A 25,812-nucleotide genomic window follows, 5' to 3' on the forward strand; every position below is an offset into this window, starting at 1 on the left:
AGAGGAGCCGGAAGAGCATCGGCGTTGTCCACAGTTTGAGTCGATTTGTCCAGTGATATCTGATCGATCGTCAGTGCGTGGCTCAGATCGAATGGCCCGCACTTCGTCCGCCGCAGCACCGAAATATGCCCGACCGTTCCGCAGGCCAGCGCGATGTCACGAGCGAGCGAGCGCATATAGACGCCCTTGCCAGACTGGACATCAAAGACAGCCGTGTCCGCATCCGGACGATCCACCAGCGTTATCGAATCGATCCGTGCCGGACGGGGGGGAAGTTCAGGCGGACGGCCGGCCCGGGCCATGTCATAGGCCCGCTCTCCCCCGACCCGAAGCGCCGAAAACACGGGCGGCACCTGCATGACATTTCCCGTCAGCGCAGGCAGGACAGCAAGGATCTGTTCGTCAGTCGGGCGGTTCGGGGATGTCGCCAGAATTTCGCCTTCGAGATCATCCGTCGTCCGGCTTTCACCAAAAGTCAGGGTGAAGCGGTAACGCTTTGTCGCGTCCATGATGTAGGGAATGGTCCGCGTGGCCTTGCCAAACGCAATCGGCAGCACGCCGGAAGCCAGCGGATCGAGCGTTCCACCATGACCGGCCTTCTTTGCGTCGAAAGCCCATCGCAGCCTGTTGACCATATCCGTGGAGGTCGGACCCAGCGGCTTGTCAAGAATCAGCCACCCGTCGATATCGCGTCCACGTTTCCTGCCCATACATTCTGTCCTTGCTTTTGAAGGCCGCTGATAGACCAGCAAGGGACCGGAATGCAAAAACGCCCCCCACCGGGAGTGAGAGGCGTTTCTTAAAATTACTCTGGATCCTTTTCCAGATCCCGCCGGACTTCCGGAGATCGCATGATCTCGTCAAGTTCCATGGCGTTATCCAGCGCCGTGTCGGGCTGGAAGTGGATCTCCGGCACCGTCCGGAGATTGAGGGCTCTGGAAAGCCCCGTCCTCAGGAAAGGCGCCACCCGCTTCAGGGCAGGCAAAAGGACCTCCACGTCGCTCCGTCCCAGACGCGTCACGAAAGCCGTGGCATGCCTGAAATCCGGTGAGATGCGAACTTCCGTCACCGTAATCCGCACATCCAGCAGCTCCGGGTCACGGAACTCGGTCCGGGCAAACAGCTCCGCCAGAACCCGGCGGACCTCTTCGGCCACCCGAAGCTGGCGGGTGCTGGGCCCGTGAGCAGAGACGCCCGCGGGACCTTTCACGTCATGTCTGGAACGAGAGCTCAAGCCGGGATCACTTCCATTTCATAGCACTCGACCATGTCGCCTTCGCGCAGGTCGTTGTAACCCGCAAACGACAGACCGCACTCATAACCGCGCGCCACTTCCTTGACGTCATCCTTGAAGCGCTTGAGCTGGCTCAGTTCACCCTCATGAATGACCACGTTGTCACGCAGCAGACGCACGCCACAGCCGCGCTTGACGAGACCTTCGGTGACATAGCAACCCGCGACCTTGCCAGTCTTGGTGATGTTGAAGACCTGACGGATCTCGGCATAGCCCAGGAATTTCTCGCGATGCTTGGGCGCAACCTTGCCCTTGACCAGTTGCTCCACATCATCCGCCACCTGATAGATGATCGAGTAGTAGCGGATATCCACACCCTCACGCTGGGCCAGTTCACGGGCCTGCGTGGTTGCACGGACATTGAACGCCACGATGATGGCATCCGAAGCCTTGGCAAGCTGGATGTCGCTTTCCGTGATCTGACCGACACTGGCATTCAGAACGCGAACCGCGACTTCCTCATGGGCCAGCTTCTGCACGGTCGTGGAAATGGCTTCCGCCGAACCTTGCACGTCAGCCTTGATGAGAAGGGCGACTTCCTTCTGCACACCGGCCTGAATGCGAGCCAGCATCTGATCAAGGGTACCACGGGCCGCAACCTGTGAGGCTGCCTCCTTCTCCTTGATCTTCCGCTGACGGAACTCGCTGATCTCACGGGCCCGCGCATCATTTTCGACAACGACGAACGGCTCACCCGCACCCGGCACACCCGTCAGGCCGAGCACTTCGACCGGCATGGACGGACCGGCTTCCTTGACCTGACGGCCACGGTCATCGAGCACTGCACGGACACGGCCCCATTCGGCACCGGCCACCACGATATCACCGCGACGCAGCGTGCCCTTCTGGACGAGAACGGCGGCAACAGGGCCACGTCCGCGATCCAGGCGGCTTTCAATCACGACACCTTCGGCCACACGATCCGGATTGGCCTTGAGATCCAGCAGTTCTGCCTGAAGCAGGATGCACTCTTCGAGCTTGTCCAGACCGGTCCGCTTGAGAGCGGAAACCTCGACGTCCTGGGTGTCGCCACCCATTTCCTCGACCACGATCTCGTGGCTCAGAAGCTCCTGACGCACACGGGCGGGGTTGGCACCCGGCTTGTCGATCTTGTTGATCGCCACGATGATCGGAGCATTGGCAGCCTTGGCATGCTTGATGGCTTCGATCGTCTGCGGCATCACGCCGTCATCGGCCGCCACCACGAGCACCACGATATCCGTCACGGACGCGCCACGGGCACGCATGGACGTGAAAGCCTCATGACCCGGGGTGTCGATGAAAGTGATCTTCTTTCCCGACGGGGCCGTGATCTGATACGCGCCGATATGCTGCGTGATGCCACCGGCTTCACTTGCCGCCACATCCGTGGTGCGCAGCGCATCGAGCAGGGAGGTCTTGCCGTGATCGACATGACCCATGACGGTGACGACCGGAGCACGAGGCTTCAGATCGTCAGCGTTGTCTTCAACACCCTCAATACCGATTTCAACATCGCTTTCGGAAACACGCTTGATGCGGTGGCCGAATTCCTCGACCACGAGTTCGGCGGTATCGCCATCAATGCTCTGCGCGGCCGTCGCCATCACACCCATCTTCATGAGCGCCTTGATGACTTCACCCTGACGGGCAGCCATACGGTTGGCCAGTTCGGCCACGGTGATGGTTTCCGGCACGATGACGTCACGGACAACGCGGACCTGATCGGAACGCAGACGCTCCAGCTCGGCCTGACGACGCTCACGGTCACGCTGACGACGGACCGACGCCAGCGAACGCGTCTTGTCGTCATCACCCTCGATTGCGGCCCGCACATCAATGCGGCCTGCACGACGATCGCTGCCACCACCCTTGCGGGACGGTGCGGACGGACGACGCTGCGGCGCCGGCGGGGCCCCTGGGCCACTGCGGCGCGGAGCGGGACGACGTTCATCATCGCCACCAGCCGCACCGGAACGCAGATGAAGCGTTTCGTTGTTACGGGCAGGCGCAGAAGCAGACGCTGCCGGACGCGACGGCTGGACCGGGCGCGGCGGCATGATCGCACGCTCGGCCAGAGGACGCAGACGCTGCACCGGAGCGGCAAGCTGAACACCGCCGGTCGAGTGGCTGCGCGGATCGAGCGGAGCCGCCCGGGCTGCTTCCTCGGCCTCGCGTGCCGCTGCTTCGGCAGCAGCCTGTTCCGCAGCGCGTGCCGCAGCTTCAGCCGCAGCCTGTTCCCGCGCAGCCTGCTGCTCGCTTTCCTTCAGCGCTGCGATTTCCGCAGCCTTCTGTTCGCTGATCAGGCGCTCTTCCTCGGCTGCGCGACGCGCAGCCTCGGCAGCAGACATGATCTGGATCTTTTCTTCCTCGCGCCGCGCAGCCTCTTCGGCCGCAGCCTTGCGCTGCCCCTCAAGGGCACGCTGACGTGCTGCCAGTTCGGCTGCCGTCAGGGCACGACCACCCGCACGGCCACCGCGGGCCGCTGCACCGGCACCCGGGCCGGCTGCGTTGCGCTTGGGCTTGCGGACCTCAACCTGCACGACCTTGGAACGGCCATGGCTGAAGCTCTGACGCACGGACCCGGCATCCACAGTACGCCCGACCTCCTGACGTCCAGCAGGGCGAAGCGACAGGCGGCTGCTTCTGGTCTGTTCGCCGCCCTGTGATGGGGTGTTGTTTCCGTCCTGGTTGCGCTCGTTGCCGTCGCTCATAGTTCCGCCTGTTCCTTACTGACCCCTGCGGGGTCTGGGAGCGGACGTCCTGCCACTCCCGAAAATCTCTCATGTTCGGCGATCAGGCGCTGTGCCAGCGCACCAGGCGCCATCACCGCATAGACCGCCCGGTCCCGGCTGAACGCCGATTCCAGGACCCGATCGGGAACTGTCACCACCGGCAGAGAACGCCGGCCCGACACCAGTCTGGAGAACTCGTCCGGGCTTGCACTTTCCGAACGGATCACCACCCCTACCCTGCCTGAAGTGAGCCACTCCCGGCATTTCTGAAACCCGCAGACCGTCTGACCCGCTCTCCGGGCCAGACTGACTGCGTCCAGCATCCGCTGCACCAGCGCGGCTTCGACCAGATCGGCCAAGCCGTCCGGTACGATCACCTGGGCTTTGGCCGCTCTGGCAAAAGCCTGTCGTGTGCGGGCGCTATCTAACACATCCCGGCTGGCACTCAACCACATTCCCCGGCCCGGAAGCTTTCCGGCGAGATCGGGGACAACCCGGTTATCCGGACTGACCACGAAACGGATCATGCCTTCAGGCGGCTTCTGCTCTCGCGTAACGATGCATCGCCGCTCCGAGCCGCGACGCCCTAAAGCACCACGAACAGGACCATTATCAGTATCAGAAATATCAGACGTCGGTCGACTCCCCGTCACCGTTTTCGGGCTTTGCCGAGTCGGCTTCTTCACCGTCGAACCAGTGCGCACGCGCCGCCATGATGATCTCGTTGGCGGCATCCTCGTCGATGGCATCCTCACCGAGGATTTCCACCAGCTCGTCACCGGCCAGATCCGCAAGATCGTCGAGCGTCTTCACGCCCTTCTCACCCAGCGTCACCAGCATCTGGTTCGTGAAGGTGCCCAGTTCGGCCACATCGTCTGTGACACCCAGCGCCTTGCGCTGATCGTCCAGAGCCTGTTCCTTGCTGGCCAGATAGTCATTGGCACGATGCATCAGCTCTTCAGCCACGCTCTCGTCAAAGCCTTCGATATCGTTCAGCTCGACCGGATCGGTGTAGGCCAGTTCCTCGATCGTGTGGAAACCTTCCGTCACCAGCAGGCCCGCGATCACATCATCGACGTCCAGCGCATCCACGAACTGGGAGGAGCGCTTGCGGAACTCTTCCTGACGACGCTCCGATTCCTCGGCCTCCGTCAGGATATCGATGTCCCAGCGCGTCAGCTGACTGGCCAGACGGACATTCTGTCCGCGGCGGCCGATGGCGAGCGAAAGCTGCTCATCCGGCACCACGACTTCGACGCGACCTGCTTCCTCATCCATCACCACCTTGCTGACTTCAGCAGGCGCCAGCGCATTGACGACAAACGTCGCAGCCTGCGGGCTCCAGGGAATGATGTCGATCTTTTCGCCCTGCAGTTCGGCCACAACGGCCTGAACGCGGGAGCCGCGCATACCGACGCAGGCACCGACCGGATCGATCGCCGCGTCGCGGGAAATCACGGCCATCTTGGCGCGCGATCCCGGGTCACGGGACACGGCCTTGATCTCGATGATGCCGTCATAGATTTCCGGAACTTCCTGCGCGAACAGCTTGGCCAGGAAGGCCGGATGCGTGCGGGACAGGAAGATCTGCGGACCACGCGGCTCGTCACGCACATCATAGATGTAGGCGCGGACGCGATCGGAATTGCGGAAGGACTCGCGGGGGATCAGTTCGTCGCGACGCAGCAGGGCTTCCGTATGACCGATCTCGACCATGAGATTGCCGTACTCGGTCCGCTTGACGGTGCCGTTGACGATCTCGCCCACGCGGTCCTTGAATTCGTTGTACTGGCGCTTGCGCTCGTATTCACGAACGCGCTGCACAATGACCTGCTTGGCGGTCTGCGCAGCGATACGTCCGAAATCGATGGGAGGCAGCGGATCGACCAGATGCTCACCAGCCTGGATTTCCGGCTGGAACTTCCGGGCGATGTGCAACGGGATCTGCGTGTCCTCGTTCTCGACCTGCTCGACCGCTTCGGTCCAGCGGCTCAGCCGGACTTCTCCGCTCTTGCGGTCGATCGTCGCACGGATGTCCTTTTCATGCCCGTACTTCGCGCGGCCAGCCTTCTGGATGGCCTGCTCCATGGCTTCGAGCACTTCCTCGCGGTCGATGTTCTTCTCGCGGGAAACTGCATCGGCAACCAGCAGCAGTTCGGGACGTGTAACAGACGTGTCCATCAGATCGGACCTCCAGCCAGCATGAGACGGGTCATCACTTCTTTCCCGGCTTCTTCGGATTCAGTTTGGGCGCCTGGCGCGCTTCCTCGCCATCTTCCCCTTCGGAATTGAGCCCTGCAAGGGCCGCACTCGCCTCGATCAGCGCATCGGTCAGGACCAGACGGGCCTTGCGGATATCCACCAGCGGCAGAACCGCTTCCGTTCCGTCATCCAGACGGATGATGGCATTGCCGTCCCGTGCCCCCATAACGGTGCCCGAGAAGCGGCGGCGGCCATTGAGAGGAACGTCCAGCTCCGCCTTTGCCAGATGACCGGCGAATCGTTCCCAATCCTTGGCGCGCGTCAGCGGACGGTCGATCCCCGAGGACGACACTTCCAGCATCCACGCACCGGGGATCGGATCGTCAACGTCCAGAATGGCGCCGACGGCATGACTGATCTGTTCGCAGTCTTCCACCGAGATCAGGGAACCGTTTGCACGGTCCGCCATGATCTGGATCGTCGGAGTATCGCGTCCCAGCACCGAAAGACGCACGAGCTCATAGCCCAGATCGGCAAGCGTCGGCGCAATCCGCTCCGCAATGCGGGCTTCCAGCCCCGTGAGGTGGGGCAGTTCGATGTCGGAAGAGGCGTTCTGCTGAGACAAGACAAAAAAGGCGGCCCGTCAGGGCCACCCCCCAAATGAGCGGAAGATGAATGGAATATGCCCTATGTAAGTCACCTCCCCACCAGACGCAAGAGGAACGCAAATCCCTTTGTTCCGGAAGCCGTTATCCATTGGACGAGTCGAAAGATTTGTTTACATTCCCGTTCCGCGAAAGCCCTTGTCTTCGGACGCCGTCGGGAGTCAGATGGTCCTGAAATGACTGCCCAGCCCGAGCCTCGTCCAGAACCACGCGCCCAGCCCCTGCCCTCCGAACCGGCATCCCGGAGCCGGACAGTGTGGGGCGGAGGCGGCCTGATCGCGGCCCTGACAGTCGGGGCCGGAGCCTTTTTCTATACCCATAATACGACGGCGCCCGCCGCTCCGGCGATTTCCCCTCCCGCCCAGAACACTCCCGCAGTGCCCGCCGCGCAGACCGCGGCTGTCCAGCTTTCCATGCTGCCCCCTGCAAAAGCGCATGCTGCCCTTGCCCAGAGCGGCTTCAGCCCTGCTGACCGTGCCCGCATCCTTGCGGCGGTAAAAGACGGCAAGATGCGCCTGGTGGAAATGCCGGTACTGGATGCCTCGGGCGCCGTTGGTCAGACCATCGACGTTACGGTCTCGGGCCTGACACAACGCGTCGTCCTGACTGGCAAGTTCCAGCATTTGGTCATTCCCATCGTCGAAGCCGGACAGATCCTCATTGCGCCCGTCAGCATGCCGCGTGCCCCGGCCCTGACCATCGGTGCGCTGACAGCCCTCGGCCCCCAGGCGCTGCCTGCCCTGACGACGCTCGACCAGCGCGTCCTGCTCAACGTGATCGTCCAGTAAGGAACCGCCCCGGTGTTCAAGTCCCTCGTTCCCATGCTCAACCGGGCCATGCCGCTGATGATGGCCGCCTTCCTTATTCTGGCGGTAATTCAGGTTGCGGTCATGCTACACCTGTCACTGAACGGGCTGTGGGCCGCCATCGAATGGGGACGGCGTTTCTATCTTCCGCTGGCAGGCATCAGCGCCCTTCTGGCAGTCACGGGACTGGCGTATGAAACGTCAGCCGAAAAACTGGCGCGTCGCGGACTGCGCCGCAGGAAAGGTCTCATCATGGATGTTCTCAGCCGTCTGACAAACCGCGGAGCCCTTGAAGAGCTCATGGCCCGCGAACAGCGCGAAACCGTTATTGATGCCGACGAACTGGCCGCCTCGCTGCGTGCCCGCGTCATCGGACAGGATCAGGTCTGCGAGGACATCGCCCAGCAGATGCGTCGCCGCCTGGCGCTTCAGGTCCGCGGCAAGCCCGTGGGTATTTTCCTGCTCGCAGGCCCTCCGGGCACCGGCAAGACCTATCTCGCCAAACAGATGGCCAAGCAGATGGAACGCCCTCTGCTGCATTTCGACATGACGCAGATGTCCAGCGCCCATGCCGCGACCCAGCTTTTCGGCTCTCCCAAGGGTTATGTAGGGTCCGACACGTTCGGCAAGCTGACCGGCGGCCTCAAGGACAAGCCGGATGCCGTCGTCCTACTCGACGAAATCGAGAAGGCCCATCCGGACGTCTTCAAGAAGTTCCTCACCGCCTGGAACGACGGCCACGTCACCGAAGCCTCCACCGGCGAGCAGGTCTCCACGACCCGCGCGATCTTCATGCTGACGTCCAACGTCGCGACGGAGGCCCTGACGGAGATCGCTGACCGCCTCGCCAATGAGCCTGAAAAGATGCGTGCCGAGTCGGTCGAGGCCCTGCGCAAATCCGGTTTCGCGCCCGAAGTTCTCAACCGTCTGGACCGGATCTTCATTTTCCGTCCCCTGCGTGGACTGGACCTCGCCCGCGTCGCCGCGCTCGAAATCGAAGCCATGATCGAAGGCTACGGCCTGCATGTCGAAACCGGCGGTATCGACGCCGGCGTCCTGTTCCAGGTCATGGTCAAGCAGAAGAACCTCGGCACCGGCGCCAGCGCGCGCGATCTTGTCCGGTCCATTGAGGACATGGTCAGCGAAAGCCTCATCGTGGCCCGTCAGCAGGGCGCCAAGCGCGTCCGTCTCGTCACGCAGGAGGACGGCACCGTCGTTACCGAAATCGCCAACGATACCGAAACCCAGCTCGGCCGGGTGAGCCACTGATCCATGACGGCATTCGGACGGCTCTGGCGACGCGCGCCTCTGTGGCGCACGAGCGTGATCGTAACGGTAGGTGCGCTCGGTATGGCGGCCTTCTACCCCACCCCGGCGCTCAAGAAGGCCATGCCGTGGCTGCCAGGCCACCTTCCCGGCGCGACACCGTATAGTGCGGGGTCCGGCGCATCACAGCCGGATGGACAACAGGCCGGTGCCCAGTCCGCTGCCGGTCCGGGAGACCAGATCGGCGTACCCGATCCCGGCATCACACAGCATGGCAGCATCACCATCGCCGGACGCATCCTTCCGCTTCCGGCCGGGGACTGGCACCCGATCCTGACCGCCCGAAGCGGCGCTCATGGCGAACTCTCCCAGCAGGTTCTGGCCCGCACCGATCGGGGCGTCGTCTCCGGCGTCATTGTCGTGCGCGCCACACAGCAGCCCGTGCCGGCCGATCTGGCTGAACAGCTTGAAACACCCTGCCATGACGACCGCGACTACGCCGCGCATATTTCAGACAGGCCCGGCATCTCGCAGGAATGCAGCTACACCAGCAACGCCGTGCTCGAAAACCAGAGCGTCAGCACGGACCCGTTCATCACGGCAGCGTTTTCGCGTATGCGCACCCTGGGCTTTCCGATCCCGAGCCTGATGATCAATGTCGGCTGGTATTATGCCGCGGCCGCTGGCAAGGGCACCGCTCATATCGAAACGGTCGAGACGCTCGTCGCCCCGATCGAACATGGATCGCGCCAGCTTCTGGCGCCGCCGCAGTACTGGAACAAGGCTTCGGTTCACAAGAACCCGGATGCCGCCCAGTTCATTGACACGCTGGACCGCTGGATGATCGGCTGGTCCCGCGTTCTGCGTCAGGGATTTGACGGCACGCTGGACACGGCAACGCTTGTGCCGCCCCTGATCAATGATCCGTCCGCACCACGGCCGGCCTAAACAGGACACGGGCACCCACGGTTTCAGTGGTGCCCGGTTCCTGAAAAGCCACGACCCAGCCGTCGCTCCGCCATGCGTGCCAGCCTTACAAACGGTAACCCGAGCAGCAGGTACGCCAGACCGACCATAATCCCCGTTCCGAAATAATCGTAGTAGGTGGAGGACAGCCGCACATAGGTCTGGCTCAGCTCCGTCAGCGTGATGACGGAGACGAGCGAACTGTCCTTGAGCAGTGAAATAAAGTCATTGGTCATGACCGGCACCACCGTCCGGAAAGCCTGCGGCACAATTACGAGCCGCAGCGCCTGCCAGTGCGTCATGTTCAGCGCAATCGCCGCTTCCATCTGCCCTCGCGGGACGGACAGCAACCCGGCGCGATAGTTTTCTGCCTCATAGGCCGCATAGTTCAGCCCCAGCGACAGCACACCCGCCATGAACGGGGACAGACGGATACCGAAAGCCGGCAGTCCGTAGAAAATGAACAGCACCTGAATCAGCAAAGGCGTTCCGCGCACGACTTCAACATACACACCCGCCACGAAACGCAGCGGGGCCGCGCCATAATGGCGGGACAGTGCCAGCAGCAGCCCCAGCGCCACGGCCAGAACCATGGCCAGCGCCGAAACTGCCAGCGTCATGAGCGCCGCCTGCCCGATCAGGGGCAGGAAACTCACATAGCGTCGGACCAGAACATGCCAGCCACTGCCGGTCGTGTTCGCCATGGCCTGCCGGTAACGGTCCCATTCCGTCGGCGCGATATCCGGCTGGCTGGTATCGCCCGTGTAGTTCGCCATCAGCGGCGTCCACAGATTCCAGCGCGCCAGAATGCGATGCAGCGTCCCGTCCTGAATGATCTCGCCAAGGGCCGCATCCACCTGATCGCGCAGCGCGCGGTTCTCCGGTGAGAACGCGATCCCGTATTCCATGCTGCCGATCGGCTCACCCACGAGCTTCATGTCCGACGAGATGCTGCCATAGTAGAGCGCAATCGGCGCATCGAGCAGAATCGCATCCAGACGTCCGTTCCGCAGATCCGAGAACGCATTCGTCTCTTCTTCATAGGACCGAACGTTCGAGCCACCCTGCCGACGCAGCATCCGCTCGGCCGTGGTGTCCTTGATCGTCCCGATGGTATGACCCTTGAGGGCCTCCATCGTGTCCAGCCCGTTCTGATCGTGCCGAACGATGATACGCTCGCTCGTCACATAATAGGGCCGCGAGAACAGGACAGCCGCCTTGTGCTCCGGCGTCATCTCGATGCCATCCAGCACCATGCCGTACAGCCCGCGGGACAGGCCAGGGATCAAACCATCCCAGTCATTCTGGATGAACTGCGCCTTGCGGTGCATCCGTGCGGCGATCTCGTTGACCAGTTCGTACTCAAAACCGGTCATCCGGGATTCATGGGCCGGGTCGTGGAAAACGTAAGGCACATTCGCCTCACCATCCGACGCCCAGAGCAGGTCCTGTGATGCTGCAGGAGTATCGGCCAGCGCGACGGAAACGGGGCTGACGGCAAGCGCCAGCAGAAGTGCGAAAAGTTTCTTCATCACAGCAGCGTCCGCAGGAACCGGCGTGTCCGTCCCTCCCGGGGGTTGGCGAACATCAGGTCCGGATCACCGCTCTCGACGATTTCCCCGCCCTCGACAAACAGAACGCGGTCCGAGGCTGCGCGCGCGAAACGCATGTCATGCGTCACCACAAGCTGCGTCATGCCCTCGTCATCAAGTGCCCGCATCACAGACAGGACCTCCTCGGAAAGCTCCGGATCCAGCGCGGATGTGGGTTCATCATACAGCATGACGGATGGCTTCATCGCCAGAGCACGCGCGATGGCCGCGCGCTGCTTCTGACCGCCCGAAAGACTGTCCGGATAGCGGTCCTTCACAGCCGCCAGCCCGACCTTAGCCAGAAGCTCGCAGGCGATGGACTGGGCCTCGTCACGCGACATTTTCTTGACCTGGATCGGCGCCATCATGACGTTGTCGAGCACCGTCCGATGGGGGAACAGGTTGAAGGCCTGGAACACCATGCCGACATGCGCCCGCAGCCGGTGAGCCTCGGCCTCGTTGGCGCGGCTCCAGTGCTTCCCCGTGCACGCGACCGTCACGTCCTCGATCCGGACCGATCCCGCATCGGGATGCTCCAGAAAGTTCAGACAACGCAGAAACGTGGACTTGCCACATCCCGAAGGTCCGATGATCGAAATCAGCTCGCCGCGCTCCACGTCGAGCGACAGGCCACGCAGAACCTCGTTCCCACCAAAAGACTTGGCGATACCCCTCGCCTGCAGCACCAGATCAGCCAGTTCCGGAAACCCTCGAAAAAAGAGATGCACGATCACATGACCGCGCGGCCCTCATAACGGACCTGCGCCAGTGTATCGAGACCTTAATACAGTAGAGCGCACGATTCATACGATCATCATATTCCGCTCTCCCCGACCACAGACCGTGTGCCAGCCCTTGCGAAGGACGTCCGCAGGGTCTCTAAAACAGAAAGACACACACCGGGACAGAACCAAAACCCGCATGAGACCCTTTGATGACCAGCCCGTCTGACTTCCCCACACCCTCCGTTCCCGGACGACTGCTCGATGTCGAGGATGTCACGGTTTTCCGTGGTGACAGACTGGTTCTCGACGGCGTGTCCCTGACGCTGGATGCGGGGGACGCCATGATCCTGACGGGCCCGAACGGTGCCGGGAAATCCACCCTTCTGCGCACGATCTCGGGCCTGCGCCGCGCCGATTCAGGGAAGGTCATCCGTTATGGCGACCTCGCCTGGCTTGGCCATCAGGATGCGCTCAAGCCCGGACTGACGCTGGCGCAGAACCTTGCTCTGGCTGAAAAACTTGGCACGAATAGTCTGTCTGATGCACTTGATGCGCTGGACCTCACTCATCTGACCGATCTTCCCGCCCGCCTCCTCTCCTCGGGGCAGAAACGCCGCGCCGCCTTCGCCCGCGTCATGCTCTCCAGTGCCCCGCTCTGGCTGCTCGACGAACCGACGGTCGGGCTGGACGTCGCCAGCATCCAACGCCTCGGCGCCGTCATGGCCGCCCATCGCGCCAAAGGCGGTGCGATGATCGTCACGACGCATATGCCGCTTCCCCTTGAAAACACCCGCTCGCACGAACTGCCGTCGCTCGCGCATGTGGACTCCTTCTGGCTGTCATGACCGCTTTCCTTGCCCTGATCGACCGTGACCTCCGTCTGGCCTTCCGCTTCGGCGCCGACACACTGGCCTCGCTGCTGTTCTTCATCCTCTGTGGCAGCCTGTTCCCGCTGGCGCTCGGCCCCTCACCAGACCTGCTAAGACACATGGGGCCGGGCATTATCTGGGTCTGTGCCCTCCTCGCCTGCCTCCTGCCGCTGGACCGCCTGTTCGGTGCGGAACTCGAGGACGGCTCCCTCGACCTGCTGATGCTGACCGGCCCGGCCCCGGCCGCCGTGGCCTTCGCCAAGATGGCGGCACACTGGCTGACCACCGGCCTGCCACTCCTGATCGCCAGCATTCCTCTCGGGATCATGCTCGGGGTTAAAGGCTCCGAACTTCCGCTGCTGCTGCTCGGTCTGACAATGGGCACGATGTCCCTCTCGCTTCTAGGGGGCATGGCGGCCTCGATCGTCCTTGGCGCCCGGCGCGGAGGCGTGCTGCTGCCGCTTCTGGTCCTCCCCCTCGCAACGCCGGTCCTGATTTTCGGTGCGGCTTCGTCCTATGCCGGACAGCTCGCGACATCACCCGCCGCCAGTCTGGATCTGCTGGGGGCGTGCCTCTTCGCCTGCCTGCCGCTGTGCCCTCTCGCCGCCGGACAGGGGCTCAAGGCCGCCGTTGGATAAAGGAAGTTCCCTACCTTAACAGGATGTCATCCAGGGGCCTTTGACGACATGACTCCTTTGTGAAACGACTGGATCACAGTCGTTTCACGTCGAGATCATCATCATGCCATTACGTCCATCGCTCAGAAGCTCCCTCATGTCCTGCGCAGCCCTGATGGGCCTGAGCCTTGGCATCGCGCAGGCCGAGCCCGGCTATCTGCGTGAACCCTCGATTTCCGGCCAGACCGTCCTGTTCAACGCCGAACAGTCCGTCTGGAGCGTGCCCCTCTCGGGCGGTCAGGCCCGGCGCCTGACAACCGTGCCGCAGGGCGCAAACGCCATTGATCCGCACCCCGTCATTTCTCCGGACGGCACCCAGATCGCATTTGCCGCCAATTTCGACGGCCCGACCGAAATCTATGTCATGCCCCGCAGCGGCGGCACGCCCCGGCGCCTGACATTCGAGAACGTTGCGCGGCTGAAGATCATCGGCTGGGACACCCATGCCGGTATCCTCTACGCCGCCCCCGCTGCCACGGGCCCGTATTACACCCAGACCGTCACCGCCATTGACCCGAAGACCAGCGCAAAGCACGTCTTTCCGCTCTCCGGCGTCAACGATGCTGCCATCAGCCCGGACGGACGCTGGCTCTATGCCGTCCGCTTCGGCCTCGCCACGACGGGCGATCACATGCGCGCCTATCGCGGGGGCGCACTCTCCCAGCTCTGGCGCTTCGATCTTCAGAACGGCAAGGAAGCCGAGCGCATTGGCACGCATGACGCCAATCTCATCCGCCCGATGCCCTGGCGCGACCGACTGATCGTCATTTCCGACGAAAATGGCCGCTACAATCTGTGGAGCCTCGCCCCGGACGGCTCGGACACAAAACAGCTCACCCATTTCACGGATTACAGCGTCCTCGAAGCCGCCATTTCCGGTGACCACATCGCACTGCGCAAGGGCGCGGATCTGTTCGACTTCAATCTGGCGAGCGGCGAGACCACCCCCATAAAAGTGGACCTGACCTCCGACAATCTTCCCCGCAGCCCGTACTGGCTGGAGAAGCCGACGCGTTTCCTGACCGCCTCGACCATTTCCCCCAAGGGGGAAACCGCAGCCTTCACCATGCGCGGCCATGTCGTGGTCGCCGGCCCCTCCCCGCGCCGCATCGTCGTGCTCGCAACGCCTGACAACGTCCGCCTGCGCCTTGCCCAGATCACGCCGGACGGCAAATCCGTCATTGCCTTCAGTGACGTCAACGGTGATTCCGCTCTCTGGCGTTTCGCAGCAGACGGCAGCGGCAAGGGTGAGGCCATTACCCAGCCCTCCCCGACCGAACCCGTCATCCTGTCGCTTTCGCCGAATGGAAAATACGCCGCCCATACCGATCTTCTGGGTCACCTGTGGCTGACGGACCTGTCCACGAAAGCCGACAAACTCGTGGATAACGCCACGCAGGACGGCACCAACACCTTCGACTCCCTGTCGTGGTCTTCGGACGGTCATGTTCTGGCTTTCGTTCGTACCCGTGGTGCAAACCTGCGTCGCCAGATCGCGCTCTACGTTCCCGCTACCGGCCAGACGAACTGGGTCACGGACGGACGTTACGAATCCTATACTCCGAGCTTCTCTCCGGACGGGAAATGGCTGTGGTTCCTCTCGGACCGCACCTTCTCGCTGTCCAATGGCTCTCCCTGGGGTGACCGCAATATCGGTCCGGCTTTCCCGAAGCGGACCGGCATTTACGCCTTGGCCCTCCAGTCTGGCGAGCGCTTCCCGTTCCAGCCCGCCACCGAACTGGACCCGGCGGACAAGAAGCCCGATGCCGACAAGAAGGATGCCAAGAAGAAAGACGGCGACAGGAAAAAGGCACTCCCCGCCATCGAATGGGCCGGTCTTGCCACACGCCTCTATCAGGCTCCGGTCCCCGCCGGAGACTACGAAGGTCTCGGCGTTTCTGACGACTATCTCTTCACGATCGACAATTCCGGCTCGGGCGATGGCCCCGGCGATCTGAAGTCGATCCATATCGACAATAACGAACACAAGATCGAAACCTACGCCGCAAAGATTTCTGATTTCGACATCACCCCGGATGGCAAGACCCTCCTGACCCTCAGCCGCAAGGGGAAGAACGCCCCCGCCCTGCTCCTGACACCCGCTGGCGAAAAGCAGCCCAAGGAACTGGCTGGCAAGAAGATCGAGCTCGACCACCTACGCCTGCGGATCGATCCCGGACAGGAATGGTCGGACGAGTTCGTGGACGCCTGGCGCCTGCACCGCGACCATTACTATGACCGCGACCTGCACGGCGTGGACTGGAAAGCCGTGCGCGCCCATTTCGCGCCCTTCGTGGACCGACTAGGCGACCGTGCGGATCTTGACGATCTACTCGGCCAGATGGTGGCGGAAATTGGCGCCATGCACTCGCAGCTCCACGCGCCCACGACCGTCGATCAGCCCGCTTTCAGCCTTATCGCAGGCCTTGGCGCACATCTGACGCATGAAGACAACGGCTTCCGTATCGACCACATCTATAAGGGCGACCGCGACCTCCCGGACCAGCAGTCTCCGCTGGCCGCACCCGGCGTGGATGCCCGCGACGGGGACCTCATCACCGCCGTCAACGGACAGCCCACGGCCGGACAGCCCGATCTGGGCTCCCTCCTTGCCGATCAGGCCGGAAAGCAGGTTCTCCTGACGCTCTCGCGGGCCGGGAAAGACCACAAGGTCATCGTCACACCCGTTTCCTACGCGAAAGACCGGGATCTGCGTGCCCGTGACTGGGAAGTCAGTCGCGCGGATGTCGTCGACCGCGCCAGCCACGGCCGCATCGGCTACCTGCATCTGCAATCCATGGTCGGCGACGACATGGAAGCCTTCGCCCGCGAGTTCTACGCCAATATCGACAAGGACGGCCTGATCGTGGACGTCCGCGGCAATACGGGCGGCAATATCGACAGTTGGGTCCTGACCCAGCTCATGCGTCGTCCGTGGATGTTCTGGGGCCGCTACGGCAATGCACCTTCGGTGGACATGCAGCAGTCCTTCCAGGGCCGTCTGATCGTCCTGTCTGATGAAATGACCTATTCGGACGGCGAGACCTTCTCGCAAGGCATCAAGTCCCTGCATATCGCCCCGCTGCTTGGCGAGCGTACCGCAGGCGCGGGCGTCTGGCTGTCTGACGGGGATCGCCTGATCGACAACGGCAATGCCCGCACGGCCGAGAACCCGTATTTCGACCTGAACGGCCACTGGCTGGTCGAGAACAGGGGCGTCTCTCCGGACATCGAGGTCGAAAACATGCCGGTCGCCACCTTCAACGGACAGGACCAGCAGCTCGATGCCGCCATCACCTGGCTCCGCAAGGACATGGCCGACCACCCGCGCCTGAGCCTCAAACCCGAGCCCTTCCCGGCCCAGCAGCCCGCCGCACCCAAATAATCGGGAACGTCAGACCACAAAAAAGCCCCTGCACGCGCCATCGTGCAGGGGCTTTTTCATTAAAAACCCGTTTTCAGAGCATCCGGTCCATGACCCTGTCCTTCCGGCCATAGCGATGAAGCAGCGCCGCAATCCCATGCCCGGCGATCAGCACGCCCAAAATCCATGACGAGAACTGGTGCAGCACGTTCACCAGTGGGACGAAAACCGGAGCTTTATGCGCCAAAGGTGGGAGATTCACGATCCACATCATCGGGATCGGCAGCCCGTGAACCGAACTCCGCACCCATCCCGTCAGCGGCACGACCAGCATCATCACATACAGCCCCAGATGCCCGACCTGAACGGCCAGACGCTCCTCCTCCGGGATGTCCGCCGACATGGCGGGCGGCTGATGCGTCGCCAGCCAGACAAGACGTAGGACCGTCAGGATGATGATGAACGGCCCGATTTCCTTGTGGATCAGCAGCAGGAGCGCCTTCTGCGGCGTCGCCGCATGCGGCATGATCCGTCCCACATAGAACCCCAGAAGCCAGAGCGGAATGATGATTGCTGCCATTCCCCAGTGGAACATCCTCGCCACGAGGGAATAACGCTGGAACGGCGGAAGGGTCTTGTCCATGAAACGGCGGTACTCCGGAAGAACAGGCCGGTTTCCTATAGCCTGTTCCTTTCCCGGAACACACACGACACAGGGTTACGGATTTTCAAGCGCTCGCCGGACGGCTAGGACAGCACGCACGCTCTCACAGGAACACCCGACCGCCATGCTGACACTGCTGTACACCCGCATCACCGAACTGGCCGCCTCTCCTCGTGCAGTCTGGTGGCTGATCGTCGTTGCCATGGCGGAGGCTTCGGTCTTTCCGCTGCCGGTGGACCTGATGCTCGTGCCCATGCTGCTCGCCAACCGCGAGCGCGCCTGGTTTCTGGCGTTCGTGTGTACGCTGGCCAGCGTCGGGGGCGGACTGATCGGCTGGATCCTGGGCGCGTTCCTCATGGAACATGTCGGCATGCCGATCGCCCATTTCTATCATGCCGACCAGCGCATCCTGAACCTGGAAGCCATGTTCCGCCATTACGGTGTCTGGATCATTCTCGCCAAGGGTCTGACCCCGCTTCCCTACAAATTCGTCACGCTGGCCGCTGGCGCCGCCCATTTCTCCCTGCTTCCTTTCATCGCCGCCAGTATCGTTACCCGTGGCGCCCGCTTCTTCCTCGAAGCCGCCCTGCTTCGCACCTTTGGCGAACCCATCCGCAACTTCATTGAAAAACGTCTGGCTCTTGTCCTTATGGCTGCGCTGCTTCTCATTGCCCTGGGTATCGCGTTAATCGAGTTTCTTTAAATATTATTTAATATCTGCAACTGCCCTGCAGTCCCGAGAGGGACTGAACAGAATAGTTACGTCCTGAAGAACATATTCCAGAAAAAAAACAAACATCGACAAGACAGATTGGATATTTGTTAATTTTTTTAAAACTCAATCAGTAAAAAAATTGACATAAATCAAAAGCTTAGTTTCACGCCCAATAAATATAGAATTTTAAATTTCCTATTATGAAGCGTGAATATCAGAAAAATTAACAACGAAACAATCTGTTTATAAAACACAATCAAAGTTTTTCGGACCAAAATACTGATCCAGTAAACTATATTTGAGTTAATTATTTATTGATCCGAATCGGCAGAAAGTTCGAAGTAAAGATGTCCTGTTTTTAAATGACAAACATTAGTCATTTGGAGAGGGACATATGTTAGCTCAATCCTAACAAAAAGGGGAATTGGCATGACTTCGTATAGCGATGCTGATGCTACTTACACCGTCACTCCGACTGGTTTTTTAGGGCTCACAAGCAGTGTGACCATTCAAGACCATGCGGGGAATACCCTTTACACTCTTTCTGGTGTCCCTACCGGTAATATTGTCACTGGTTCAAGTTCAGTAAACGTCCTCGCAAGCTTACTGAGCGGCACTTATGTCACTGTTCCCGGATCAACCGGCGACATCAATATTCTTCTGAATGCCCTGAGTTCCGTTAACTTCTATATTGGCGGCGACACAACTGTTTCTCTGGGCGTCAGTGCAGTGTCAGGACTGACGCTGAACGTCGTGGGCGGCCAGTTGTCCTTTTCCAGCGGTCTCGTCGCCAGCGCGCTTCAGGGATCCACCATCAATATCAGTGCAGGCGGAACCTACGTTTCCGGCTCCAACCTCGCCAGCGTCCTGACAGGGTCCACAATCAATTTCGGTACTGGTGGTGGAACACTGATCCTGAATGGTGGCGGAACGCTCATCAACCTGAGCGGAACGAGCATCACCAACTACAATCCGACCAAAGACACAATCGAACTACAGAATACGGTCACTGCAATTAGCGGTTACACAATCTCTGGTACGGGATCCTCGCGGACTGTTACGCTTTTCGGCGGCAACAACAATACACAGATCGCAACCTATACCGTTACCCTGGCCAGTGGTGCCACCCTCAAAGCCGGCACCTACAATGCCCTGAACGCTGACAATAACCCGCTCAAGATCACCTATTCCAACGGCAACACCTATATTGGTGTCTGCTTCCTTGCTGACTCCATGGTCCGCACGCCATCCGGCGAAACCCCGATCCAGGATATCCGCACGGGCGATGAAATCCTGGCGTGGTATGAGGGGACACCTTCTGCCCGCAAGGTCATCTGGACCGGCCGGCGACAGGCCACCACCAACCCGGCCCTTCCAGATGACCAGGCCGGCTATCCCGTCCGCATCCTTGCCAACGCCATCGCAGACAATGTCCCTCACAAGGACATGCTGATCACGGCAGAACACTGCCTGTTCATGGACGGACGCTTTGTTCCTGCCCGGATGCTCGTAAACGGCAAGTCGATCTTCTACGACCGGTCCGTGACCTCCTATGAATACTTCCATATCGAGACCAGAGATCATTCTGTCATCATGGCTGACGGCATGCTGACCGAAAGCTATCTCGACACAGGCAACCGGCACACTTTCCGGCAGGATGGAAAAATCCTTGCCATCGGCGGTCAGCACAAGAGCTGGGCCGACGCGGCAGCCCCCCTGGAAGTCAGCCGGGACTTTGTCGAGCCTCTTTATCGACAGATCGACGCCCGCGCTCTTCAGCAGCAGACCCATCCGGTTACAGACAGCGTGCAGACGCTGGAGAAAACGGAAGATCCCGACCTGCATCTCCTCGCCTCGGATGGTCAGGTCATCTATCCGATGCGGCAGACGAAGAACCGGACGCTGTTCATGATCCCGCCGGGTATCAACTCGGTAAGGCTCATGTCCCGTTCTTCGCGTCCGTGCGACACAATCGGCCCGTTTGTTGATGACCGCCGCACCCTTGGCGTTCTGGTCGGGGATATCGTGTTTTTTGATTCCGGGACCACAACCGATCTTGAAGACCACCTGAACACTCAGCCTCTCGACGGCTGGTCCCAGCCGGAAAATGCCCGCTGCCGCTGGACAACCGGCAACGCTCTTATTCCGCTCGGCGAGCGCGCGCCCCTTCATTTCGGCGTTCTTTCCATCACCATTCTGGCGAGTGGAACCTATTTTCTTGACGATGCGACCACAAAAGAAACGCAGGCCCTCAGGGCCTGATGTTTCCAGGAAAAACACCTGAAAGTCCGCTCACGGCTCTTGTCTGGACCGTGAGCGGCTCCACGTTCTTCACGCAGGCATCTCTATCCGCAACAGGATATGCATGCTGAACGGCACGAAAACCCCGGTCCAGGCCGGGGTTTTTTCAATCAAGACACCTCAGTTAAGCGCCATCCGCTCATGCGCCATGGCCTGCTCTTCCCCGAATGATGGCCATTGAGAGCGCGTCAACGCCTTCAGTGACGGAGAGGGCAGCCCCATGCGATGCGCATACAGCCATGTGTAGGTCAGCGCGCGATGGACATAGTCCCGCGTCTCGCCACTGGGGAGCGTTTCCATGAAAAACAGCGGATCATGCATGTCCGCCTTCTGCGCCCCTTCCCAGCGGGCAATGGCCCCCGGTCCGGCATTATAGGACGCCAGTACCCGGACCAGATCCCCCCCCTCAGGCGGCGCAACCGTCGCAACCCGGCTCGACTGGTTCGCCAGATACAGGACGTAGAGCTGACCGATCTCCAGATTGGAAGACGGATTGTGCAGTCGGCTGACCATGTCCGGAGCAACAGGGATCACCGCCACGCCATGTGCATCATAAGTCATGTGCGACGTGGTGACGAAACTGGCCGTCACGGGACGGATCTGCATGAGACCATGCGCTCCCGCACCCGACGTCGCAGAGGGATCAAAATTGGATTCAACCCGCGTCAGAGCATAGACCAGAGCGGGATTCATCCGGAACCCGTGACTGGGCTTCAACGAAGGCAGCGGAAGCGGCGTCGGCTTCGTCACCTGCGCTTCCTGATGCATGATGAGGGATGCGAGCTGTTCGGACAGATCCTCATAACCCGCAGCCTGCGCCACGAGCTGGAGCGAGCGCGACCGCGCACTATCTGCCGCGACATCCATCCACATGCGCCGGATCAGGTTCTCGGCCCGCATCCGCTCGCCGATCTGCAACAGCGCAAAGAGCTGACGCCCCTGCGGAAGAGCGCCCACAGCCTCGACATCGATTTCCGCAAGAACGGGAACCGGATCGTGCAGCGTGACCTCAACGCCCCCATCCGGAAGACGCGCATGACCATGCCGCCCAAGCTCAAGCGTCTGGGCAGCCAGAATACCGTAGAACGTCTCATGATGGATGGCCGCGCGATGCAGCCACTTGACGTAACCGACCATGTCATGACGCCGCCCTTCGGCGCGCGCTGCCCAGAAGGCCGCCGCAGCGCGAAGCTCGACAGCGGTAACAGGCGCATTCGCAGCGGACTGGAACAGATCGTAAGCCGCTTCGATATGTCCTTCGCGCCACGCCGCAAGCCCCGCCACATAGGCTGGCAGCCCGACCTGACTGTTTCCACGGCCAAAGCCTGCGCTGCCATGGCGCAGGGCCAGAAGGGTCTTCCCCTGCGACAGCAGGCCGAGCGCAACCTCGCCATAAAGCTGGGCGGCATAAGGCGCCGTCATCCCGGGCGTGATGTCCACCAGATGCAGCGCACTTTCCGCCCCCCGCACGCCTGAGAGCACGCGCTCCTGAACCGTCCGGTCCAGCAGCGGATTGCGTACAAAGGCATGCATCACCGGGTCAACGGGGGGGGACACGCCCTTCACATCGTCAGCCCGCGCATCAGCGGCCAGCGGACGGATGAAAGACTGCGGCTGCACCGTCCCCGGAAGCGCAATTTTCAGAAGCAGGGCCTGAATGTTCACGGCATCGGGTTGGGACGCATAATCATGAAGCCACTCCCGGAGTTGTTCGACCGCCGGATGGGCACCGGGCGCCAGATAACGCTCGGCCAGCACATCCGACAGCAGGACATGGTCCGTCAGCAGACGCATCTGGTCCTGAACGATGCGCGCATTCCCTTCCCGCTGGGCCTGGAAGATCAGCCGGTAACGGCTCGCTGCGGCAGCACTGAGCGGATGTGGAAGCGAGACGACGCCATCGCCCCCCAGGGAGGGACGGGCTTCGGCAAACGCAGTCTCATCCCCCACCCGCTCCGGCTGGGGAGGGAGGTTTCGTGTGCTTTCGGCACGCGCCGGCGACAGCGAGCCGCCGGCCAGAATCAGTATGCTGACGAGCAAAGCCCGCGCGCTACTGCCTGAAATGAAAGGGGTTGTCCTTCGCATAGCAGCGGGTTGCTACCCGCTTTGCGTATCATTGGCAAGAACTTGTTAAGCTTCTTACAGCCTTGGACTGGGCAATGATATAACCCAACCCCAAAACAATCCAGTGGCAAACGCCTGTCTTCGCGCGTTTTTTTACGTTTTCCCGAAGTTTTTTAACGCTGCCATTTGTACCTTTTCAGTCCTCATTACTCCGGCGCCAGTTTCTCCATCAAAATCAGGAGGTCCTGCCAGGCATTCCGCCGCGCAGCCGCACTGGCCCGCAACTGAAGCGGATGACGCATCGGCAGGAGGGGCACCGGAGTCGCAAGTCCGGGCACCGGAACCTCCGTCCACTTCCCCCGCAGACGTCCCACAGCGGCTTCCGGCCCCAGTAGCATCCTCAGCGGCGTCACACCCATCGTCACCAGAAAACGTGGCCGACACAGGGCAATCGTCCGCAGCAGCAAGGGGTGACAGGCCTGCATTTCCGCATCACTCGGAGTCCGGCCGCCAGGGGGGCGCCATGGCAGGGCGGGCGCCATCGAAATCTGACTCCGGTCCATCGCCGCCGAGCGCAGCATCTTTTCCAGAAGAGCACCCGCCTCCCCGGCGAAGAGCGCCCCTGACCGGTCCTCATCCGCATCGGGCGCCTCACCGATCAGCATGAAGGGAGCATCCTCCACGAAAACCGGCTCCAGCCGATGGGTGGCGGTCCGGGCCAGAAACAGGTCGTCGGGCGCCGCCGTCAGCCTCATCAGCGTCGGCAGATCAGGAGCCTCTTCCACAGCCCGCAGATTTATGCCCCCTGCCGGTACTCCATCCGCTTTCGTCGCAACCGGTCCCAGTCCATCCTGACGTCCGCTTTTTCCCGATGGCACGTCTGAAGGCCGTCGCGGCGGCAATTGGGGCACCGCCTCGGAAAGACGATCCACAGGCAGTTCGCACAGAGCCTCATCGGCTCCCCATTCATACTGAAGCTGGAGCGCGGCCAGCAGTTCGGCCCGGCTCACGACTGGCTGGGGCGTCATGGTCTATCCGTTCTGGTTGCCTCCCGGTCCCGCACCATGCGGTCCCGAAAGGGATGCCGGTTGGCGTAGAACCCCAAGAGGGCTAGAGTTTCGCCCATTATGCAGATCACACGCGGCTGGCCCAGATCATTCGAGGATTTTTCCCGCCCGCTCCGTCTGGCGCTTCCCGCTCTCGTGCTGGGCGGCTGCCTCACGGGAACCGTCGCGGCCGCCGTTCCTCCAGCCATAAAGCCAGCCGTCAATCCGGAGAACTCCCTGACCGGCTGGATGATGGCCGCGATCGTCATGATGGAGCGCGGAGACGTTCCGGCCGCCAATCTGGCCCTCTCCCATGCCCTGCCACTCTCGCCGCACAATCTTCGGTTGCGGCAGGATGCACTGCGTTACGCCGCGATGGCGGGACATCAGGCAGAGGCCGTCAGACTGGCCAACACCCTGCCTGACCGCGACTCCGGAAGCGATATCGGAACCCTCATTCTCGCGCAGGATGCCTTCTCCCGGCAGGACTGGGCCGAAATGCGCCGCATCCTGACCCGCAGTCCCCATCACGGCCCGCTCGTCGCGATTGCCGCCCCCGTTCTCATGGCCTGGAGCCTCGCTGCCGAAAATCATGTCGACAAGGCCCTGAACCTGCTTGCGGAAGCCGCCGCCCAGCCCTCGACCCGCAGGCTCTACCTTCTGCACGCCGCCATGATTGCCGAGCGCCTCCCCACCCCCCAACTCGCAGGACAGCTCTATCACCGTACGGGAAATGCTCCCGGCGATCCGCTGACGCTCCAGATCCTTTATGCACAGCTCTATGGCGGATGGCTCGAACGGCATGGTCACCACAAGGAAGCCAGTGACGCCATAACGGCTCTCGGTGTGACGTCTCCCCTGGCATCCCTGGTCATCGGCCCGGTCCAGCAGAGCCTCCCCCACCTGAAAAGCCCGTCCCCGGCTCTCGGAGGCGCGGTCCTCAACCTGCAGATCGCCCTCATGATTACGGACGCCATCCAGCAGGACGGCATCCCGCGGGATCCTGCCATCATCGCCCTGCAACAGGCCATTTTCCTTGATCCCGGCCTGACCATGGCCCGCATCTTCCTGGCCGACACTTTCCGCGAGGCGAACCAGGTTTCCAGCGGTCTGGCCGAACTGGAAAGCATCCCTTCTTCCGACCCCCTCGCCGCCCTGGCGGCGCAGGAACGGGTCAATCTCGCCCTGCATTCCGGCGACCCCGAACAGGAAGCCGACGCCCTGCACCGTGCCCTGACGCTCCGTCCCGACAATCCCGAGTTCCTGATCCAGCTTGCCGAGGTTGAAGACCAGCGCGGCAACCATACTCAGGCCGTCGATCTGTACACGCGCGCCCTCAAGGCCTCTCCGCCCCGCAAGGAAGTCCTCTGGCCCATCCTGCTTGGCCGTGCCATGGCTGCCGAGGAAAGCGGCAACTGGCCCATGGTGCAGGACGACATGAAGCATGCGCTCGAACTCGCCCCGGACCAGCCCGAAGTGCTCAATTTCGTCGGTTACGCCAATATCGAGCATGACGCCGATCAGGCACAGGCCCTCGCCATGCTCAAAAAGGCCGTCGATCTTCAGCCCGCGGACGCCTCCATCCAGGACAGCTACGCCTGGGCCCTCCTCAAATACCGCGCAGACCTCAAGACGGCGCTTCCCCTCCTCATTCAGGCCGCCGAACACGCACCCAGTGACGCCGAAATCGGCTATCATCTCGGCGTCGCTTACTGGTATCTCGGCCGGCAGACCGAAGCGCTGGACCAGTGGAACCAGTCCCTTGACGACAGCCCCCAGCCACAGGACCGCGCCCTGCTCATGCAGGCGCTCCAGAACGGCGGCCCCCATCTCGCAGCTTTCGAACTGAAACAATGACCTTTTCAGATACGACCTATTCCGC

At 61.7% G+C, this 25,812-nt stretch carries 20 protein-coding genes; 9 read left to right on the forward strand and 11 right to left on the reverse strand.

What is annotated here, in order from left to right:
- From truB to rimP, 6 genes are all read right to left on the reverse strand, one after another.
- The coding region (gene truB, locus ABF859_RS06120) for a tRNA pseudouridine(55) synthase TruB (protein ID WP_415526901.1) at window positions 1-710 on the reverse strand (710 nt) is incomplete at its 3' end.
- Between the two features lie 95 nt (window positions 711-805).
- Entirely contained in the window at window positions 806-1,234 is a 429-nt protein-coding gene (gene rbfA, locus ABF859_RS06125; protein ID WP_415526902.1) for a 30S ribosome-binding factor RbfA, read from the reverse strand.
- Window positions 1,231-3,987 carry a translation initiation factor IF-2 gene (gene infB / locus ABF859_RS06130; protein ID WP_415526903.1) on the reverse strand — a complete coding sequence of 919 codons (2,757 nt, stop codon included), beginning with the start codon at window positions 3,985-3,987 and terminating at the stop codon, window positions 1,231-1,233. Before infB ends, rbfA begins: the two co-directional genes overlap by 4 nt.
- Window positions 3,984-4,712 carry an RNA-binding protein gene (locus ABF859_RS06135; protein WP_415526904.1) on the reverse strand — a complete coding sequence of 243 codons (729 nt, stop codon included), beginning with the start codon at window positions 4,710-4,712 and terminating at the stop codon, window positions 3,984-3,986. The genes infB and ABF859_RS06135 overlap by 4 nt, the downstream gene beginning before the upstream one ends.
- A complete protein-coding gene (nusA, locus tag ABF859_RS06140) occupies window positions 4,636-6,189 on the reverse strand; it encodes a transcription termination factor NusA (RefSeq protein ID WP_211561553.1) in 1,554 nt (517 codons plus the stop codon). The genes ABF859_RS06135 and nusA overlap by 77 nt, the downstream gene beginning before the upstream one ends.
- Window positions 6,190-6,223: 34 nt before the next feature.
- On the reverse strand, window positions 6,224-6,835 hold the full coding sequence (rimP, locus tag ABF859_RS06145) for a ribosome maturation factor RimP (protein WP_415526905.1): 612 nt from the start codon (window positions 6,833-6,835) through the stop codon (window positions 6,224-6,226).
- Between the two features lie 216 nt (window positions 6,836-7,051).
- Between rimP and ABF859_RS06150 the strand changes: the two genes are divergently transcribed.
- From ABF859_RS06150 to ABF859_RS06160, 3 genes are read left to right on the forward strand one after another with little or no spacing between them, the layout of a single operon-like run.
- On the forward strand, window positions 7,052-7,663 hold the full coding sequence (locus ABF859_RS06150) for a hypothetical protein (RefSeq protein ID WP_415526906.1): 612 nt from the start codon (window positions 7,052-7,054) through the stop codon (window positions 7,661-7,663).
- A gap of 33 nt (window positions 7,664-7,696) precedes the next feature.
- Window positions 7,697-8,950, forward strand: coding sequence for an AAA family ATPase (locus ABF859_RS06155; protein WP_415527085.1), 1,254 nt, complete (start codon window positions 7,697-7,699; stop codon window positions 8,948-8,950).
- Window positions 8,951-8,953: 3 nt separating this feature from the next.
- A complete protein-coding gene (locus ABF859_RS06160; RefSeq protein ID WP_415526907.1) occupies window positions 8,954-9,895 on the forward strand; it encodes a hypothetical protein in 942 nt (313 codons plus the stop codon).
- Between the two features lie 23 nt (window positions 9,896-9,918).
- Here ABF859_RS06160 and ABF859_RS06165 read toward each other — a convergent pair whose 3' ends face one another.
- Both ABF859_RS06165 and ABF859_RS06170 read right to left on the reverse strand, forming a co-directional pair.
- Complete coding sequence (locus ABF859_RS06165) at window positions 9,919-11,445, reverse strand: ABC transporter substrate-binding protein/permease (RefSeq protein ID WP_415526908.1); 1,527 nt, start codon at window positions 11,443-11,445, stop codon at window positions 9,919-9,921.
- The gene (locus tag ABF859_RS06170; RefSeq protein ID WP_415526909.1) at window positions 11,445-12,239 is read right to left on the reverse strand and encodes an amino acid ABC transporter ATP-binding protein; all 795 of its coding nucleotides are present in this window, start codon (window positions 12,237-12,239) and stop codon (window positions 11,445-11,447) included. The genes ABF859_RS06165 and ABF859_RS06170 overlap by 1 nt, the downstream gene beginning before the upstream one ends.
- A gap of 200 nt (window positions 12,240-12,439) precedes the next feature.
- On the opposite strand from ABF859_RS06170, the gene ccmA reads away from it, so the two are divergent.
- The 3 genes from ccmA to ABF859_RS06185 all read left to right on the forward strand — a co-directional run bounded on the left by ccmA (window position 12,440) and on the right by ABF859_RS06185 (window position 17,161).
- Window positions 12,440-13,075 (forward strand): heme ABC exporter ATP-binding protein CcmA, encoded by a 636-nt coding sequence (gene ccmA, locus ABF859_RS06175; RefSeq protein WP_415526910.1) that lies wholly within the window; start codon window positions 12,440-12,442, stop codon window positions 13,073-13,075.
- Window positions 13,072-13,737 (forward strand): heme exporter protein CcmB, encoded by a 666-nt coding sequence (gene ccmB, locus ABF859_RS06180; RefSeq protein ID WP_415526911.1) that lies wholly within the window; start codon window positions 13,072-13,074, stop codon window positions 13,735-13,737. The genes ccmA and ccmB overlap by 4 nt, the downstream gene beginning before the upstream one ends.
- Before the next feature lie 136 nt (window positions 13,738-13,873).
- Complete coding sequence (locus ABF859_RS06185) at window positions 13,874-17,161, forward strand: S41 family peptidase (RefSeq protein WP_415526912.1); 3,288 nt, start codon at window positions 13,874-13,876, stop codon at window positions 17,159-17,161.
- Between the two features lie 73 nt (window positions 17,162-17,234).
- Here ABF859_RS06185 and ABF859_RS06190 read toward each other — a convergent pair whose 3' ends face one another.
- Window positions 17,235-17,783, reverse strand: coding sequence for a cytochrome b (locus tag ABF859_RS06190; RefSeq protein ID WP_415526913.1), 549 nt, complete (start codon window positions 17,781-17,783; stop codon window positions 17,235-17,237).
- 145 nt (window positions 17,784-17,928) lie between these two features.
- Between ABF859_RS06190 and ABF859_RS06195 the strand changes: the two genes are divergently transcribed.
- Both ABF859_RS06195 and ABF859_RS06200 read left to right on the forward strand, forming a co-directional pair.
- Complete coding sequence (locus tag ABF859_RS06195) at window positions 17,929-18,507, forward strand: YqaA family protein (RefSeq protein ID WP_415526914.1); 579 nt, start codon at window positions 17,929-17,931, stop codon at window positions 18,505-18,507.
- A gap of 513 nt (window positions 18,508-19,020) precedes the next feature.
- Window positions 19,021-20,781, forward strand: coding sequence for a Hint domain-containing protein (locus ABF859_RS06200; RefSeq protein ID WP_415526915.1), 1,761 nt, complete (start codon window positions 19,021-19,023; stop codon window positions 20,779-20,781).
- 159 nt (window positions 20,782-20,940) lie between these two features.
- On the opposite strand, the gene ABF859_RS06205 is transcribed toward ABF859_RS06200, so the two are convergent.
- The gene (locus tag ABF859_RS06205; RefSeq protein ID WP_415526916.1) at window positions 20,941-22,905 is read right to left on the reverse strand and encodes a transglycosylase SLT domain-containing protein; all 1,965 of its coding nucleotides are present in this window, start codon (window positions 22,903-22,905) and stop codon (window positions 20,941-20,943) included.
- 185 nt (window positions 22,906-23,090) lie between these two features.
- Window positions 23,091-23,912, reverse strand: coding sequence for a uracil-DNA glycosylase (locus ABF859_RS06210; RefSeq protein WP_415526917.1), 822 nt, complete (start codon window positions 23,910-23,912; stop codon window positions 23,091-23,093).
- A 99-nt stretch (window positions 23,913-24,011) separates the two neighbouring features.
- Between ABF859_RS06210 and ABF859_RS06215 the strand changes: the two genes are divergently transcribed.
- Entirely contained in the window at window positions 24,012-25,787 is a 1,776-nt protein-coding gene (locus ABF859_RS06215; protein ID WP_415526918.1) for a tetratricopeptide repeat protein, read from the forward strand.
- The last annotated feature ends 25 nt before the right edge of the window (window positions 25,788-25,812 follow it).

The organism is Gluconobacter sp. (assembly GCF_047722525.1).
In the GTDB taxonomy this organism is placed as follows: Bacteria; Pseudomonadota; Alphaproteobacteria; order Acetobacterales; family Acetobacteraceae; genus Gluconobacter.

Excerpts from the sequence above, each read along its gene's own strand:
- ABF859_RS06160 (WP_415526907.1), top strand. The coding sequence starts at position 8,954 with ATGACGGCATTCGGACGGCTCTGGCGACGCGCGCCTCTGTGGCGCACG.
- nusA (WP_211561553.1), bottom strand. The coding sequence starts at position 6,189 with ATGGACACGTCTGTTACACGTCCCGAACTGCTGCTGGTTGCCGATGCA.
- ABF859_RS06165 (WP_415526908.1), bottom strand. The coding sequence starts at position 11,445 with ATGAAGAAACTTTTCGCACTTCTGCTGGCGCTTGCCGTCAGCCCCGTT.
- ccmB (WP_415526911.1), top strand. The coding sequence starts at position 13,072 with ATGACCGCTTTCCTTGCCCTGATCGACCGTGACCTCCGTCTGGCCTTC.
- ABF859_RS06185 (WP_415526912.1), top strand. The coding sequence starts at position 13,874 with ATGTCCTGCGCAGCCCTGATGGGCCTGAGCCTTGGCATCGCGCAGGCC.
- ABF859_RS06205 (WP_415526916.1), bottom strand. The coding sequence starts at position 22,905 with ATGCGAAGGACAACCCCTTTCATTTCAGGCAGTAGCGCGCGGGCTTTG.
- ABF859_RS06195 (WP_415526914.1), top strand. The coding sequence starts at position 17,929 with ATGCTGACACTGCTGTACACCCGCATCACCGAACTGGCCGCCTCTCCT.
- infB (WP_415526903.1), bottom strand. The coding sequence starts at position 3,987 with ATGAGCGACGGCAACGAGCGCAACCAGGACGGAAACAACACCCCATCA.
- ABF859_RS06210 (WP_415526917.1), bottom strand. The coding sequence starts at position 23,912 with ATGACGCCCCAGCCAGTCGTGAGCCGGGCCGAACTGCTGGCCGCGCTC.
- ABF859_RS06190 (WP_415526913.1), bottom strand. The coding sequence starts at position 17,783 with ATGGACAAGACCCTTCCGCCGTTCCAGCGTTATTCCCTCGTGGCGAGG.
- ccmA (WP_415526910.1), top strand. The coding sequence starts at position 12,440 with ATGACCAGCCCGTCTGACTTCCCCACACCCTCCGTTCCCGGACGACTG.
- ABF859_RS06150 (WP_415526906.1), top strand. The coding sequence starts at position 7,052 with ATGACTGCCCAGCCCGAGCCTCGTCCAGAACCACGCGCCCAGCCCCTG.
- ABF859_RS06155 (WP_415527085.1), top strand. The coding sequence starts at position 7,697 with ATGCTCAACCGGGCCATGCCGCTGATGATGGCCGCCTTCCTTATTCTG.
- ABF859_RS06215 (WP_415526918.1), top strand. The coding sequence starts at position 24,012 with ATGCAGATCACACGCGGCTGGCCCAGATCATTCGAGGATTTTTCCCGC.